This window comes from Rothia mucilaginosa (assembly GCF_901875305.1).
In the GTDB taxonomy this organism is placed as follows: domain Bacteria; phylum Actinomycetota; class Actinomycetes; order Actinomycetales; family Micrococcaceae; genus Rothia.
Genome location: NZ_CABFLY010000002.1, coordinates 124,576 through 140,965 on the forward strand (window position 1 = coordinate 124,576; position 16,390 = coordinate 140,965).

General features: G+C 59.4%; 15 protein-coding genes. 13 read left to right on the forward strand and 2 right to left on the reverse strand.

The window, feature by feature from the left end; translation table 11 throughout:
- Positions 1–18 precede the first annotated feature (18 nt).
- On the reverse strand, positions 19–1,014 hold the full coding sequence (locus JX292_RS02725; RefSeq protein WP_204861172.1) for an NAD-dependent epimerase/dehydratase family protein: 996 nt from the start codon (positions 1,012–1,014) through the stop codon (positions 19–21).
- 546 nt (positions 1,015–1,560) lie between these two features.
- Here JX292_RS02725 and JX292_RS02730 point away from each other — a divergent pair.
- From JX292_RS02730 to JX292_RS02785, 12 genes are all read left to right on the forward strand, one after another.
- The gene (locus tag JX292_RS02730) at positions 1,561–3,528 is read left to right on the forward strand and encodes a glycosyltransferase (RefSeq protein WP_204861173.1); all 1,968 of its coding nucleotides are present in this window, start codon (positions 1,561–1,563) and stop codon (positions 3,526–3,528) included.
- Positions 3,528–5,486, forward strand: a complete 1,959-nt coding sequence (locus JX292_RS02735) for a polysaccharide biosynthesis protein (protein ID WP_204861174.1) — start codon at positions 3,528–3,530, stop codon at positions 5,484–5,486. Before JX292_RS02730 ends, JX292_RS02735 begins: the two co-directional genes overlap by 1 nt.
- Positions 5,487–5,599: 113 nt before the next feature.
- Positions 5,600–6,907: an MraY family glycosyltransferase gene (locus tag JX292_RS02740; protein WP_204861176.1), complete on the forward strand. Its 1,308-nt coding sequence runs from the start codon at positions 5,600–5,602 to the stop codon at positions 6,905–6,907.
- A 608-nt stretch (positions 6,908–7,515) separates the two neighbouring features.
- The gene (locus tag JX292_RS02745) at positions 7,516–7,776 is read left to right on the forward strand and encodes a hypothetical protein (protein ID WP_204861178.1); all 261 of its coding nucleotides are present in this window, start codon (positions 7,516–7,518) and stop codon (positions 7,774–7,776) included.
- Between the two features lie 112 nt (positions 7,777–7,888).
- The gene (gene atpB / locus JX292_RS02750) at positions 7,889–8,686 is read left to right on the forward strand and encodes a F0F1 ATP synthase subunit A (RefSeq protein WP_204861180.1); all 798 of its coding nucleotides are present in this window, start codon (positions 7,889–7,891) and stop codon (positions 8,684–8,686) included.
- Between the two features lie 172 nt (positions 8,687–8,858).
- Positions 8,859–9,062 (forward strand): ATP synthase F0 subunit C, encoded by a 204-nt coding sequence (gene atpE / locus JX292_RS02755; RefSeq protein WP_049347173.1) that lies wholly within the window; start codon positions 8,859–8,861, stop codon positions 9,060–9,062.
- 51 nt (positions 9,063–9,113) lie between these two features.
- Complete coding sequence (locus JX292_RS02760) at positions 9,114–9,671, forward strand: F0F1 ATP synthase subunit B (RefSeq protein ID WP_204861183.1); 558 nt, start codon at positions 9,114–9,116, stop codon at positions 9,669–9,671.
- On the forward strand, positions 9,671–10,483 hold the full coding sequence (locus JX292_RS02765) for a F0F1 ATP synthase subunit delta (RefSeq protein WP_204861185.1): 813 nt from the start codon (positions 9,671–9,673) through the stop codon (positions 10,481–10,483). The genes JX292_RS02760 and JX292_RS02765 overlap by 1 nt, the downstream gene beginning before the upstream one ends.
- A gap of 188 nt (positions 10,484–10,671) precedes the next feature.
- Positions 10,672–12,297, forward strand: a complete 1,626-nt coding sequence (gene atpA / locus JX292_RS02770; RefSeq protein WP_204861187.1) for a F0F1 ATP synthase subunit alpha — start codon at positions 10,672–10,674, stop codon at positions 12,295–12,297.
- Between the two features lie 75 nt (positions 12,298–12,372).
- A complete protein-coding gene (locus JX292_RS02775; protein ID WP_204861188.1) occupies positions 12,373–13,314 on the forward strand; it encodes a F0F1 ATP synthase subunit gamma in 942 nt (313 codons plus the stop codon).
- A gap of 56 nt (positions 13,315–13,370) precedes the next feature.
- Entirely contained in the window at positions 13,371–14,834 is a 1,464-nt protein-coding gene (gene atpD, locus JX292_RS02780) for a F0F1 ATP synthase subunit beta (protein WP_204861189.1), read from the forward strand.
- 2 nt (positions 14,835–14,836) lie between these two features.
- Complete coding sequence (locus JX292_RS02785) at positions 14,837–15,094, forward strand: F0F1 ATP synthase subunit epsilon (RefSeq protein ID WP_204861190.1); 258 nt, start codon at positions 14,837–14,839, stop codon at positions 15,092–15,094.
- A gap of 170 nt (positions 15,095–15,264) precedes the next feature.
- Here the strand turns inward: JX292_RS02785 and nucS are convergent, their stop codons facing one another.
- On the reverse strand, positions 15,265–15,978 hold the full coding sequence (gene nucS, locus JX292_RS02790; RefSeq protein WP_204861191.1) for an endonuclease NucS: 714 nt from the start codon (positions 15,976–15,978) through the stop codon (positions 15,265–15,267).
- A 70-nt stretch (positions 15,979–16,048) separates the two neighbouring features.
- On the opposite strand from nucS, the gene JX292_RS02795 reads away from it, so the two are divergent.
- On the forward strand, positions 16,049–16,375 hold the full coding sequence (locus tag JX292_RS02795) for an ATP/GTP-binding protein (RefSeq protein ID WP_204861192.1): 327 nt from the start codon (positions 16,049–16,051) through the stop codon (positions 16,373–16,375).
- Positions 16,376–16,390 lie beyond the last annotated feature (15 nt).

Genomic DNA, 16,390 nt, shown 5'->3' on the forward strand with positions numbered 1-16,390 from the left:
AGAGAGTGGCCTCGGCTCCTATGCGAAGCGGCGGTCCTTCTTCTTGCCCAGGGCCGTGTGGGCGGTGCGCAGTACCTCTCGCACGCGCGGGGTGGGCAGCAGGTTATTCTCGCGGGCCCAAGAATCGTCAATGCCCTGGCCAAACCACATGACCTCGACCTTGCGCACCGAACCGGAGAACTTGTCATTCATGAGCTCCGATACCTTGTAACCTGCCTTGATGGCCGTGCGGCAGAGCCATTCGGGCAGGCGGTGGGGCTTACGGCGGCCTGCATCCAGCGATGCGGAGGCGACGGTTGCGCCTTCCCAGGGCTGCAGCACGATGGCGGGCAGCTCGCCGGGGAAGGTTCCGAGCATCACCACGAACTCGGCCAGAGCGTACACGCTGGAGACGGGGGACTTGCCCTGGCCCGCGCCGGCTACCGAGGCAAAGGGGGAGGAGGCCATCTTGGCGAAGAGCTCAGTGGTGCGGCGGCCGCGGCCCTGAACGCTGGTTGCGCGCAGGATGCACAGTTCGGGTGCGCTCTCGGGATGCTCGTCCAGGAAGTAGTCCTGCAGGTCGAGGAGTGCTTCTTCGCCCAGGGTCTTGGAGAACGAGTAGGCGCTGAAGGGGGCGGTCTCTTCAGATGCGTCGAGCACGGGGCGGGGGCCCTGCACAGCGGCGGAGGAGAGATGAATGACGCGGCGCACACCGGTACGCTGGGCGGCAATTGCGATGACGGCCGGTAGCAGGGCGTTCGCACCCATGAGCGGGGGTAGATCCTGCATGTTCGGGGCGGCGAGGCCGGCGGCGTTCACCACGACCTGAGCGCCGGCGAAGGCTTCGGCGAGGGAATCGATGATACCCTCCAACTGTTCTGCCTCGTCGATGATGCTGTCTACGTCAAGGGATCGGGTGGCGAGGCGGGGCGCTTCAATGGGATCGACGCTGATACCCTCTGCGTTGAGGCGCGCAACGATGGCGGAGCCAACAAAGCCGCTGGCGCCAATGACTTTCCACCTGGATTCGGACATGTCTTTACCTCTCTGAAGCCCGCGGTCGGTGCGGGGAAAAACAGGGTCATTTCAACTTTCGCATATTTGCACCGGTTATGGTGAATTGTTGGGGCGGTGACCGGTTTTTGGTCGCTTTTTCGTATGGCAGGGACAGCTTGGGCACAGGGGAGTCGTCGAAAGTACCCGCGGAACGGCTTGCTCCCTGTTACAGGCTATGGAGCCCAGTCCATTGGAGCCCAGTCCATTACCCGTGCCTCTGAATCTCTGGCTCATATCTAGCGATAATTTATCTTCTGGTTGAGAGTGAGTTATGGTGGATTCTGCGCTATTCGACATGTAGAAAAACAACCGTTTGAGGTTGAATATGCGTCATAATGGGGTGCGTTAGATGGGAAGATTCACCTCGAGATGAAGACCCCGGTAAAATAGTCACTTTGGAGAGCTATATCCTCGCGGCATGAACGCTGCGGGTACCGCCGAAACACCCGGTCCTCGCGCGGAGAACGTGGATATACCTCGACATCGAACGGATAAGGTGCCTCGGCGCCGCGGAGGGAGAACACTATGGCAGAACAGCACAGCGACCGACCTGCCCCTGCCCAGCACCCCGCGAAACATGACGGTCAGCCTGAGCCCCGCACCGTTGCGGTGGTCGTGACCTACAACCGCCGCGATTTGTTGCCCAAAACCCTGGCGGGTATCGCCTCCGGTCGGATGCGTCCGGTCGCCGTGGTTATTGTCGATAATGCCTCTACTGATGACACTGCAGCGTACCTGGACTCACTAGAGTACGAGTTGCCGGTGGACCGCATTACCCTGCGGCAGAATATGGGTGGCGCCGGCGGTTTTGCGGTGGGTATCGACCGCGCCCTGGAACGTCACAACCCTGACCTCGTGTGGGTCATGGATGATGATACCGAGCCGACCGAGAACACCCTGGCCGAGGCCGTGGAGGCGTGGCTCGGCTACTCCGAGGTTCCCTCGAAGCGCCCCGCGGTGGTGGCGTCTCGCGTGGTGTGGACGAACGGTGAGGACCACCCGATGAACACTCCCCGCACGATGTTTGCGGCGGGGGAGCAGCGTCACGCCCGCGCCCGCGCGGTGGGGGCCCGCCCGATTCGTAGCGCCTCCTTCGTTTCGATTCTGATGGACGCGCAGGCCATTCGTCGCAACGGTGGCCTGCCGATTGCCGAGTTCTTCATCTGGAATGATGATTTTGAATTCTCAACCCGTCTGATTCACCACCGTAACGGTATTGCGGTGCCTTCTTCGGTGGCTAAGCACCACACCAAGACCTTCGGTACGACGAACGCCAAGCCCGGCCCGCGCTTTTACAATGACGTGCGCAATAAGTTGTGGGTATTTACGCGCTCGCGTACCTTGAACCCGCTGGAGAAGTTGTTGTACGGCGGCTCCTCGGCCCGCCTATGGGTCTCCACTCTGCTCCGTACCGATGACCGCCGCACCTACCTGGGGTATTTCTTGAACGGTCTGCGTGACGGTCTGCGCCCGCCTGTCCCGAACCGTCGTGTGTTGGAGGGCATCTACCCGCTGACTTTCCCGGGACGTTACGGCGTACCGGCTTCGAACCCCGAGCCGGCCGCGACCGGGAACGCCGGATGCGTGAGCTCCGCCCCCGATTTCTCGGTGCTCATGAGTGTGTATGCGAAGGAGAATCCCGCGTACCTGGATCAGGCTCTGGAATCGAATCTGCTGAACCAGACTCTGCGTCCTTCGGAACTTGTGCTGGTCCTGGACGGTCCCCTTACCCCCGAGTTGCGTGCGGTGGTGGACCGCTGGGTTGCCCGCGCCGAGAGCCTGGATTGCCCGCCGATTCAGCTTGTGGAGTTGCCGCAGAACATTGGGTTGGCCGAGGCTCTGAACGCGGGCTTGCAGGCCTGTAGCTACGAACTGGTGGCGCGCGCCGATTCTGACGATCTTTCCGAACCCACCCGCTTTGCTGAGTTGATTCCGGCCCTGGTCGAGGGCGGTTACACTCTACTCGGCTCGGCTATGCTCGAGGTCAACGAGAGTAACTCGGAGGTCGAGTCGGTCCGCGAGGCCATCGTCGATTCTGAACGATTGCTCCGTGCTATGGAGTTGCGCAACCCGATATACCACCCCTCTGTAGCATTCCGTAAGAGTGCCGTGCTGACCCTCGGCGGTTACGAGTACGTGCCCGGTGCCGAAGACTGGTGGCTGTGGATGCGCCTGCGAGACGCCGGGTACCGCCTGGGCAATCTGCCCGCACCCCTTGTGCGCTACCGCGTGGGCGCTGGCGCCTACACGAAGCGCGGCGGAGTGGATGCCTGGAAGCAGGACTGGGCTATTCAACGTCGGCTGTACACGGGCCACGCCATCTCGAAGACCCGTTGGGTGCAGAATATGGCGGTGCGTAGCGTGTACCGCTTTGTGCCTGAGTCCCTGCGCCGCTCTGCTTTCCGCGCGCTGTCTACTGTGGCCGCCCGCGCGTCCTTTACTCGCTCATCTTCGGACCGTTCTACCGGTGCCGCATCTGAAGGAGGCTTTTAATGGCCCAGCTGAAATCTGACGCCCACGAGGCGGTACGACGTGCTGCTCAGCGCGGCACGCTGATGACGGAGGGCGATTCCGGGGCTGTTCTGGTGAATCGTCTATATGAGCGTAAGCCGTGGTGGCTTATCGTACAGGTGCTGATTGACTCGAGTGCTTGGGTCCTTGCGGCGCTGTTTGCGTACATGTTGCGCTATAGTGTGCTGCTGAACCATAGCTCGGTGTTTGACATTATTCACCCCGTTTCGTTCACGATTACGGCGATCGGAGCGGTTCTGTTGCAGCTAATTTTTGGTTTGGCGGCTGCCAAGATTTATAACGGTGTGTACTCTTACGGGTCCTTTGACGAGTCGTGGCGTGCCGCGGCGGCGGCGTTGAGCACGGGTGTGGTGCTGACCGGTTTCTCTTTTGTTGATGAGCTTGTTGGTTTGCCGCATATCCCGCACAGTGTGCCGGCGATTGCCGCGGCGTTCAGCCTGATTATGATGGCGGGTGCCCGCATGGCTAAGCGTGTCTATACTGAGCGTGGTGCGGTGCGTGAGCTGACGGGTGAACCGGTCATCGTGTATGGTGCCGGTTTTATCGGCGGCATGGTGATGGATTCCATGCTGCACGATGAGGAGGCGAAGTTGCGCCCCGTGGCGGTTTTCGATGATGACCCGCTGAAGGCTGGAACTAAGTTCCACGGTATCCAGGTGATTACGACCTACCGTGAGCTGGAGCGCGCGATTCGCGAATCGGGCACCCGTAAGGTGATTGTCACGATTTCCGACATGCCGGAGGCGCACTTCGAGGCCTTCTGCGACCGCATGCGCCGTCTGAAGGTTGAGGTGCAGCGCATCAGCAGCGCGAACGCCCGTCTGATGGGTGAGCGCCTGGTGAACGCGAGCGATAACGACCTGATGCGTGTGATTCGTGGCGAGATTAACTACGATATTGACCGCGATATCCTCCGCTCGTACCTGCACGGTAAGCGCGTTTTGGTGACGGGTGCGGGCGGTTCGATTGGTTCGGAGCTGTGCCGTCAGATTAGTGAATTTGAGCCTGAGACCCTGATGATGCTCGACCACGACGAGACCCTGCTGATGGACACCAAGGTGTCGATTACGCACGAGTCGAGCCTGGACGATGACCGCATCATTCTTGCGGATATTCGTGAGGGCGATAACCTGCTGGAGGTTTTCCGGGAGCGCCGCCCCGAGGTGGTGTTCCACGCTGCGGCGCTGAAGCATGTGTCGGCGCTGGAGGCCTACCCGCAGGAGGCGTGGAAGACGAACTCTCTGGGAACCCTGAATGTGTTGCGTGCCGCCGAGGCGGTGGGTGTGAAGACCTTCGTGAATGTTTCGACCGATAAGGCGGCGGACCCGAAGACGGCCTTGGGCCAGTCTAAGCGCGTGGCGGAGCGCCTGACCGCATACTTTGGCGAGAAGACCGGCAACACCTACGTGTCGGTGCGATTCGGTAACGTGTTTGGTTCGCGCGGCTCGATTAAGCCGCTCTTCACCAAGCAGATTCTTTCGGGCGGCCCGATTACCCTGACTGATAAGCGCGCGACCCGCTATTTCATGCTCATTGCGGATGCCTGTCTGCTCGTGATGCTGGCTGGGGCGATTGGCCGTCCGGGTGAGGTCATGGTGCTGGATATGGGACAGCCGGTCAAGATTCTGGATGTGGCTAAGGCGATGCGTCAGGCCTACGAACGTTACGACGTTGAGATTAAGGAGATTGGCCTGCGCAAGGGTGAGAAGCTGGACGAGACGCTCTTCGGCGATGCTGAGAAGCTTGTGCCCAGTGAGGAGAACCGCTACATTTCACGCTCGAGCGCACCGGCACTGAACCCGGACCAGCTTGATTACGAGCTGTGGATTCGGAACTACCGCGAGCACAGCGGCTACGAGCGCCACGGTTTGGAACGTGCACCCGATCCGCGCACTTTGGAGAACGCGCAGACCTTCTAGCCTACCTCGGTTCTTCGCCCCAGTCGCCCTCACGGGAGCGTCTTTCTGGTGCACTGGGGCCGGCGGAGCCATACGATAAACACATTCACGAGACAGTACAACCAGGAACCATCATGACTTCCATTCCCGAGCTAGCGAGCATATTCATCCTTGCGGTGATTGCCGGCGCCCTCCTGCCCTTTGCGGTGCGTCCGATTCTGCACCGCAACAACATGGTGGATATCCCTAATGAGCGATCCTCGCACACCACGCCTACCTATCGTGGTATGGGGCTGGCGACGGCTGCGGCGACCCTGTTGGCTTTCTGCGGTGCGACCCTGCTGGGGTGGACCTACCGGTCTGCCGAGTCTCTGCAGCTGGCCATTACGATTGCCGCTGCTATGCTTTGCTCTTTGGCTTTGGGCTGGCTTGAAGATATTCGCGGTGTGAGTATTGTTCGTCGCGCATCCTTGCAGCTAGTGATTGGTGTGCTGGTGAGTGTTAGTTTTGCGATGGTTCAGGGCACGAATCCGCTGTTGGTGGTGGTTGGTGCTGTGTTCATCGCGGGCTATATTAATGTGGCCAACTTTATGGACGGCATTAATGGCATCTCGGGTGCTCACGGTCTTGTGGCCGGTTTGGCGTATGCGTTGACCGGTTGGATGGTTAACCTGCCATGGTTGGCGATGGCGGGTGTGGCGGTGGCCGGCGCGTACCTGGCATTTCTGCCATGGAATGTGCGCCCGGGTAAGAACGTTTTCCTGGGGGATGCTGGGTCCTATGTGCTGGGTACGGCCCTGGGCACTCTGGCTGTGGGTGCCTGGTTTGCGGATGTTCCGGTGTTGCTGGCTTTTGCTCCTCTTGTCACCTACCTGGCCGATGCCGGTTCGACTCTCTTCCGTCGCTTCATGGCGGGGGAGCAGTGGTATAAGCCGCACCGCACCCACGTGTATCAGCGTCTGACGGACGTGGGCTTCAGCCACCTGGGCTCGACCGCCGTGGTTACGGGTGTGACGATTCTGGTGTGGGTCCTGTTGGCTTTCGCTTCTGACCTGTATACCTCGGGTGCCGCTTTTGCGGCGCTTGGTGTGGTGCTTGTGGCGCTTGCTGTTTTGGCCGTGTATCTGCGTATGCCTCAGCTTTTTGGTGGTGAGGCTCCCAGCTCGACAATTGACCTGACGAAGGCGGCGAACGGTGGATCCTCTACTGAGGCTAGTACTTCTCCGTCGGTTTCTCCGGCTGAGCAGTCGGCCTCTCCAAAGAAGGCGGGGCAGGGTACCTCGTCTTCGTCTGCGACCGGTGTGCCTGCAACTCCGGAGCGTGTAGAGCCCACTTCTCTGCATCCCGCACCCATTATTCCGGGCTCGGTGAAGCAACATTCGGGGGATGCTGAACCGCTCCGCACTGACTCCTCTGATTGCACTCAGAAGGATCACCGCTAGTGGCTGTGGGGGATGGTAAGTCGTTGGTGGGAGGCCAGCGAGCTGGTGCTCAATTCTCTGAAACGTTGGGGCGTCGAGCTGTGGATGTGTTATGGTACCCGCGTTCGGAACGTCGCCGTATCCGTGCTCGCCTGAACGCAGGTACATCTAGCTCTTCAGCGAGTGTGAGTCAAGAGCTTTCTTGGAAAATTTTGTTCTATAGGGTCTCGGTCTGCACTCTGCTGGCCTGGTTCGGCGGTATGATGGGTGCGTGCCTGTTTGCGGGCCCTGTGGGCGCGCTAGGAATAACATTGGGCTTTCTGATAATCTATATATGCTTCACTCTGGGCGTATTAGTTATGCTGGTTGCTCCCATGTTCGGCTGGGGCGTACCCAAATCGTTAGTGGTCAGCTACCTGGTGAAGATTGCTCTACTCGGTCTGGTATTGATGTTTGTGCCGTTCCCAGAGAACATGAGGCACGGTTGGACTCTCGCAGGCGCATGTACCGGCGTGATTCTGTGGATTGTTATTGAGACAGTTAGCATCGCACGACTGAGGATTTTGTACTTCGACACCGACTCGGAAGACCATGGTCGGTAACACGATAGGTGTTTGAAAGGAAAACGTTTGGCCGAAGAGAAGAAATGGTGGGACGGAGATAAAAAGCTCCGCACCACCGGAGAATTGGTGTCTGGCGGAGGGTTGTCTGGTGCCGTGATGTCAATTCTTTATCTGCTTATCGGCATTGCGGTGTGGGGAGGCATCGGTTATCTCGGTGACCTGCTCTTCTCCACCACCTGGATGGTATGGGTTGGCGTCTTAATTGGTGCCATTGGGGGTTTAACTCTCGTTTTCACCTATATGACCAGGCAGAATACGGACCGTTAGGTCATTGAACGCGGACCGTTAGGTCACACATTCATCCATGTAGTTAGCATGTCAGTCACGCAAGAGCTGGCATGGGCTCTTGATAGCCACAAGCAGCAAGAAAGGACTTGCTTTGATCGAGAACGGGTTGATCCTCGCGGAAGCCGGGGCCTATGTTCCGCCGAACCCCGAAGACATGCATCTTCCCCCCTTCTTCACCATTGGTGATTTCGCCTTTGGTAAGCAGAACGCGCTGGTGCTACTCTCCGTGGTGATTATTGCGGTCTTCTTCCTCACCGCAGCGCGCAAGCGTGCCATGGTTCCCGGAAAGACTCAGTTCATCGCTGAATCCGGCTACCTGTTTGCTCGCAACTCTCTGGGCAAGGAAACTCTGGGCGTTCAGCACTACAAGCCTTTCGTTCCGATTCTGTTCGCCTCCTTCTTCTTTGTTCTGGTGAACAACCTTTACGGCGCGATTCCGTTCATCCAGCTGCCCTCCTTCTCCCACCCCGGTAGCGCCTACGCGCTGGCTGGCGTGGCATACCTGACCTGGGTCGGCGTGGGCATCAAGCGCAAGGGCCTGGGCGGCTTCTTCAAGGACATCACCATGCCTGCGGGCCTGCCGGCGTGGATTTACCCCCTTCTGATCCCGATCGAGTTCTTCTCGAACATGCTGATTCGCCCCGCAACCCACGCACTGCGTCTGTTCGCCACCATGTTCGGTGGTCACGTGGCGCTGATGGTTGCATCCAGCATGGTGACCTACATGGTTGAGGCTCTGGGTGGCATCGGCTACCTGGCTGCCATCGCTCCCGGCGCCCTGGGCATGTTCCTGTACTTCCTGGAATTCATGATTCAGTGCATCCAGGCTTATGTGTTCGCTCTGCTGCTGGCTGTGTACCTGCAGGGCTCGGTTTCTGAGGGTCACTAGTCAGTTTGCCGACACTCTAAATTTTTTATTAGGTTTTCGTGTTCGGGGCTGGGGTACCGGCTCTGGACAAGAATGAAGCAACCCACACGTTCACTGTGCGGGTTATTAACTCAAATCAAACTCTGTTCGGTCCGGGTATGTTCCCGGTCGAACACTGTTGAAAGGAAAAATAATGGTTGGTTCCATCACTGCGGTTGGCTACGGTCTGGCAGCTATTGGCGGCGGCATCGGCGTGGGTCTGATCTTCGCGGCATACATGACCAGCGTTGCTCGTCAGCCTGAGTCCCAGAAGACCCTGCAGCCCATGCTGTTCCTGGGCTTCGCAGTGGTCGAGGCACTGGCAATTCTGGGCCTGGTTCTCGTCTTCATCAAGTAACCGGCTCTGCCACATCCTAAACGACCCATCCCATAGAACAGGATTCCCTCCATGATTTATCTGGCAAGCGAAGGGGGAGCGGAGGCAACTTCGAACCCCCTGATTCCCGACGTCGGGGAAATTGTCATTACCCTCATCGGATTCCTGATCCTCTACTACATCGTTGCTAAGTACGTTGTCCCGGCGTTTGAGAAGATTTACCAGGACCGTAAGGAAGCAATCGAAGGTGGCCTTGCCAAGGCCGAGAAGGCACAGGCAGAGGCTGCAGCGGCTCGCGATGAGTACACCCAGCAGCTCGAAAGCGCTCGACTGGAGGCTCAGAAGATTCGTGAAGAGGCACGCGCAGAGGGCGAGGCAATCATTGCCGACGCTCGCGAGCGTGCAACCGCTGAAGCACAGCGCATTAGCGATAACGCGCTGAAGGCTATCGAGGCAGAGCGTGCGGCAGCAGCAGTGTCCCTCCGTTCCGAGGTCGGCACTCTTGCTACCACCCTTGCCGGCAAGATTGTGGGCGAAGCCCTCAACGATGATGAGCGATCGGCCCGTGTGGTAGATCGTTTTCTTGCTGACCTTGAATCCGAGAAGCAGAACGCAGGTGCGGCTCGGTAATGGCAGGAGTATCTACTGAATCACTGAGCAAGGTGGAAGAGGTTCTGGAGGCGCACGCCTCCCTGCAGCCTCTGAAGCTTGCGGGCGAGCTTTTCGCACTGGTCGACGTGCTCGACCACAACGGCACCCTGCGCCGCGCTGTCACCGATTCTTCGCGTGATGCAGCGGCCCGCCAAGGAATCGTCAATTCCGTCTTTGGCGGTAAGATCTCTTCTCAGGCGATGGCTGTGCTCACCAATGCGGTGGCGCAGCGCTGGTCTGAGGATTCCGATTTGGCGGATGCCCTGGAACATGCGGCAGTGCTCGCCGTGACCGCATCGGCTCAGTCTCGAGGTGGCGTGGATGCCCTGGACGAGGTGCTCAACGAGCTACTCACTTTTGTGCGTACTGTTGACTCCAACGCCCAAGCACAGGAAGCGCTGTCCGACTATCTGGCAAGCAAAGAAGCAAAAGAGAAGCTCGCCGTGGCGCTTGGTGGCCCCGCCGCCACCGCCGAGGGCGTGCTTCTGCTCGAACGCATCGGCGCTAACACCCGCGGCCGTCACGCTGCACGTGTGGCCGATGAGTTCGCGGAAATCATCGTCACGCGACAGAACCGTTTTATTGCGCGCGTTATTAGCGCAATTACCCTGTCGCAGGCACAGCTTGAACGTCTCGGTCGTGTGCTCAACGCCGTGTACGGCCGTGAGCTGAAGCTCGACGTTTCGGTGGATCCCGCCGTTCTGGGCGGTCTGCGTGTTCAGGTGGGCGACGAGGTGATCGACGGTACCGTCGAGACCCGTATGTCTGACCTGGCTCGTTCCATCGGCTAGCAGCTCAAGCTAGCAACGCTGAACCGTTCGTCGCAACGGTGATTTAGAAGATACCTCGGGTAGGCGGGTGCGCGGCGTATGCCTCCTCCAACGTGGAGGTGGCATAGCCCGCCCGTTGAACCCGGATTGCAAGTTTCGGTTAGTTCCGTTGATGGAACGTAACCACAATGAGAGAGCAGGGACACAAGATGGCCGAACTGACCATCAATGCCGACGATGTCCGTAATGCGCTGAACGAGTTTGCAGCGTCTTACGAGCCCGGCAATGCAGAACGTGTTGAGGTGGGTCGAGTTGTATCGGCCTCCGACGGTATCGCTCGCGTCGAGGGTCTGCCCTCGGTGATGGCGAATGAGCTGCTTCGTTTTGAAGACGGCACCCTCGGCCTCGCACAGAACCTGGATACCCGCAATATTGGTGTGATTGTCCTGGGTGACTTCACCGGTATTGAAGAGGGCCAGGTTGTACACCGCACCGGTGAGGTTCTCTCGGTGCCCGTGGGTGACGCGTACCTCGGTCGCGTTGTTGACCCCCTCGGTAACCCGATTGATGACCTGGGCCCCATTGAGTCTGAAGGTCGCCGCGCACTGGAGCTGCAGGCTCCCGGCGTGACCCAGCGTAAGTCGGTGCACGAGCCGTTGCAGACCGGTCTGAAGGCAATCGACTCGATGATTCCGATTGGTCGCGGTCAGCGTCAGCTGATTATTGGTGACCGTCAGACCGGTAAGACCGCTATTGCGATTGACACCATTCTGAACCAGAAGGACAACTGGGCTTCGGGCGACCCCAACAAGCAGGTTCGATGCATCTACGTGGCCGTCGGTCAGAAGGCATCCACCATCGCAGCTGTTCGCCACACCCTGGAGACTCGTGGCGCCCTGGAGTACACCACTATCGTGGCTTCTCCGGCATCCGACGCAGCAGGCTTCAAGTACCTTGCACCCTACACCGGTTCGGCTATCGGCCAGCACTGGATGTACGGTGGCAAGCACGTCCTCATCATCTTTGACGACCTGTCGAAGCAGGCAGAAGCATACCGCGCTGTGTCCCTGCTGCTGCGCCGCCCGCCGGGACGTGAAGCATACCCCGGTGACGTCTTCTACCTGCACTCCCGCCTGCTGGAGCGTTGCGCTAAGCTCTCCGACGACCTCGGTGCAGGCTCGATGACCGGCTTCCCGATCATTGAGACCAAGGCAAACGACGTTTCCGCCTTCATCCCGACCAACGTCATCTCCATTACTGACGGCCAGATCTTCCTGCAGTCCGACCTGTTCAACGCTAACCAGCGTCCGGCAGTCGACGTCGGTATCTCCGTCTCCCGTGTTGGTGGTGCCGCACAGACCAAGGCTATGAAGAAGGTCTCCGGTACCCTGAAGCTGGAGCTGGCACAGTACCGTGCAATGGAAGCGTTCGCAATGTTCGCATCCGACCTGGACGACGCTACTAAGGCACAGCTGACCCGCGGTTCTCGCCTGACCGAGCTGCTGCGTCAGCCGCAGTACACCCCGTACGCAGTTGAAGAGCAGGTTGTCTCCATCTGGGCCGGCACCAACGGCTACCTCGACGACATCGAGGTTTCTGACGTGTTGCGTTTCGAGGAAGGCTTCATCGAGTACCTGCGTCACAAGACCTCGGTCCTGACCGACATTGCCTCCTCCGGCAAGCTTGAAGACGACACCGTTGCCGCTCTGAAGACCGCGGTGGCTGAGTTCAAGCAGGGTTTCCAGTCTGAGGGTAGCAGCCACCTCGTCGACACAGGTCACGAGGAGTACGAGGCAGCTCGCGATAGCGACATCACCCAGGAAACCATCGGTTAGCGATTAGTCCTCGCTCCCTGCCTGCCCCGGCTCTAGGGTCGGGGCGGGGCAGATGAGCAGGAGAAAGGAAGCTCTATGGGAGCCCAGATTAGGGTTTACCGACAGAAGATTGCTTCGACGTCGTCCATGAAGAAGATCTTCAAGGCGATGGAGATGATCGCGACCTCCCGTATTAACAAGGCTCGTAACGCCGCTCAGGCAGCCGGCCCGTACGCAAACGCTCTGACCCGCGTGGTGACTGCGGTTGCGACCCAGAAGGGTATTCAGCACCCGCTGATTCACAAGCCGCACGAGTTTGGTACCTACAAACACCGCCGCTCCGCAATCCTGGTTGTTACCAGCGACCGTGGTTTGGCCGGCTCGTACTCCTCCGCTATTCTGCGCCGCACCGAATCTCTGATTGAGAAGTTGCGTTTGAACGATCAGGAAGTTCAGCTGTATCTGGTGGGCCGTAAGGCTAAGTCGTACTTCGAGTTCCGTGAACGCCCCTACGCTCGTGCGTGGGAGGGCCACACCGATGCACCCAGCGTCGAGACCGCCGTCGAGATTCGTGACGCGTTGCTTGAGGCCTACGACCTGCCCTTCGAGAAGGGTGGCGTGGATGAGCTGCACATCGTGTACACCGAGTTCAAGTCGATGGTTGTTCAGGAACCGAAGATTCTGCGTCTGCTGCCCATTCACGTGAGTGAAGCAAAGGAACTGGGCGAGGAAATCGTCCCCGACCAGGAACTGGGCGAAGACGAGTATCAGCAGAACGCGAGCTTCGAATTTGAGCCCTCCGCTGAGGAAGTGCTCAACGAGTTGTTGCCGCGTTACGTTGCCTCCCGCATCTTCTCGTGCCTGTTGCAGGCAGCGGCAAGTGAGTTGGCTTCCCGCCAGCGCGCTATGAAGACCGCGGGTGACAACGCCGAGACGCTGATTACCAAGTACACCCGTTTGATGAACAACGCACGTCAGGCGGAAATTACTCAGGAGCTCTCGGAAATTGTGGGCGGCGCAGACGCCCTCAGCTCCTAGTATCGGTACGCTAACGAAGCCATCAACTGTCCAAACTTTCTAAGTAAGTGAGAAATATGACTGCCACCTACAACGAATCGGTCTCCGCACCGACTCAGGGCGCAACGGGTCGTATTGCCCGCGTCATCGGCCCCGTGGTCGACGTCGAGTTCCCCTCCGGTCAGGTCCCCGAGATTTACAACGCTCTGACCACCGAGCTGACCCTCGACGGCCGCACCCGCACCATCACTTTCGAGACCGCTCAGCACCTGGGTGACTCGATTGTTCGCGCTATCTCCCTGCAGCAGACCGACGGCCTGGTCCGCGGTCAGGCTGTGGTTGACACCGGCGCACCGATTTCTGTTCCCGTCGGTGACGGCGTGAAGGGTCACCTTTTCAACGTGCTCGGTGACGCCCTCGACGTGCCGAACTCCGAGATTAAGGCTGACACCTACTGGCCGATTCACCGCGCAGCCCCCGGCTTTGCGGAGCTGGAAGGCTCCACCGAAATGCTGGAAACCGGCATTAAGTCCATCGACCTTCTGACCCCCTACATCAAGGGCGGTAAGATTGGTCTGTTCGGTGGTGCAGGCGTGGGTAAGACCGTGCTGATCCAGGAAATGATTACCCGTGTGGCTCGTAACTTCGGTGGTACCTCCGTGTTCACCGGTGTGGGCGAGCGTACCCGTGAGGGTAACGACCTGTGGGTCGAAATGGAAGAGGCCGGCGTTCTGAAGGACACCGCTCTTGTGTTCGGCCAGATGGATGAGCCCCCGGGAACCCGTCTGCGCGTGGCACTGACCGGTTTGACCATGGCGGAGTACTTCCGTGATGTGAAGAACCAGGACGTGCTGCTGTTCATCGACAATATCTTCCGTTTCACTCAGGCAGGTTCTGAGGTTTCCACCCTGCTGGGCCGCATGCCCTCCGCCGTGGGTTACCAGCCGAACCTGGCCGACGAAATGGGTCTGCTGCAGGAGCGTATTACCTCCACCCGCGGTCACTCCATCACCTCCATGCAGGCAATTTACGTGCCTGCGGATGACTACACCGACCCGGCGCCGGCAACCACCTTCGCGCACCTGGATGCGACCACCGAGCTCTCTCGTGAAATCGCGTCGCGCGGTCTGTACCCGGCAATCGACCCGCTGTCCTCCACCTCCCGAATTCTGGACCCCCAGTACATCGGTCAGGAGCACTACGACACCGCAATTCGTGTGAAGGCTATTCTGCAGGAAAACAAGGAACTGCAGGACATCATCGCAATTCTGGGTGTGGACGAGCTCTCCGAGGAGCAGAAGATCGTCGTGGCACGTGCACGTCGTATCGAGCAGTTCCTCTCCCAGAACACCTACACTGCAAAGCAGTTCACCGGTGTCGAGGGTTCGACCGTTCCGCTGAAGGACACCATCGAGTCCTTCCAGATGATTTGCAACGGCGATGTGGACCACATCCCCGAGCAGGCCTTCTACAACATTGGTGGTATGGACGACGTTATGCGCCGCTACGAGGAAATCAAGGCACAGACTGGAGCTAAGTAATCATGGCTCTGAAGGTTGAAGTTGTTTCCCGCGAGCGCACGGTGTGGACCGGTGAGGCGAACTACGTTCGCGCACGCTCCGTCGACGGTGAGCTCGGTATTCTGCCGGGCATGATTCCCACCTGCGCACTGCTGGCACAGGACGGCGAGTTGCTCATTGAACCTGTTGAGGGTGAGCCTATTAAGACCATTCTCAACGCTGGTTTTTTGACTGTCTCGAACGACCACGTGACCATCGCCGCAAAGCACGCACAGATCTAGGTCTCGTCTAGACTCGATGATATAGCAATCGCCGATGCTCCACTGAAAGGTGGGGTACCGGCGATTGTTGTATCTGGGCTAAATTTTTGTGGGCAGAAAAGGGGCACCTCCCAAAGTATGGGAGGTGCCCCTCCTCGCACTCGATGTGTCGCTGCTTAGCCTAGTGTGGCTTAGAAGAGTCGATCTGCGCTGTCATCCACGCCGCGCATGGCATCGTAGTCCAGGCTCACGCAGCGGATGCCACGGTCCTCAGCTAGGGTGCGGGCCTGCGGTTTGATGGTCTGCGCAGCAAATACGCCCTGCACCGGTGCGAGTAGGGGGTCTCGGTTGAGCAGGTCCAGGTAACGGGTTAGCTGCTCAACGCCGTCGATGTCGCCTACACGCTTGAGCTCCACCGCCACGGAGACGCCGTGCGCATCCTTAGCCATGATGTCGACCGGGCCGATTGGGGTGGGAAATTCGCGGCGCACGAGGGAGTAGCCTTCGCCAAGCGTATGAATCTGCTCGGCGAGCAGGCGCTGCAGGTCGGCCTCGACGCCGTCCTTGATGAGGCCCGGGTCTACGCCCAGGTCGGTGGAGTACTCGTGCTCGATACCGTAGATTCGGATGAGTAGGCGGTCGTCGCTCTTGGCGGCCTGCACCGTCCAGAGCTGCTGAACGTCGGGCTCCAGGTCCTCACGGATGCTCTGCGGTACGTCCTCACGTTCGGCTACCAGCAGGGAGCAGGGCGGGCTCATCCAGTTCAGGGGCTTATAGGAGCCTCCGTCGGAGTGAATGAGCACTGAGCCGTCGTTCTTCACCATGAGTAGGCGGGTGGCGCGGGGGAGGTGGGCGCGGAGGCGGCCCTCGTAATCAACGGAACATTCAGCAATGACAATACGCATCCGTCCACTCTAGCAGGTATCCGCCAGCCTCGGGGGAGAGGGTAGGGGCGGGCGCGGTAGAATAGGGCTCATGGCACGTAAGAATCACCCCGGTAAGCGAGCGTCCGGTACCACCAGCGATAAGTGGCACCGTAGCGCACCCGCGGGACGGGATATCAGTAGGATTCTTGACCCCGCGCCCCGCTTGGAGAGCGACCGATACGGTGATTGGCTGGTGCAGCACATTCCCGCGGTGAATGCCCGTAAAACCTACACGTGCCCCGAATGTTACCGCCCGATTCCGCCGGGAGTGGCGCACCTGGTGGTGTGGCAGGAGAGCCATACGCTGGGCCGTAGCCATGCCATTGATGAGCGTCGGCACTGGCATCAGCACTGCTGGAGGACCCGCCGCAAATAGCCGTATATTCCGGCC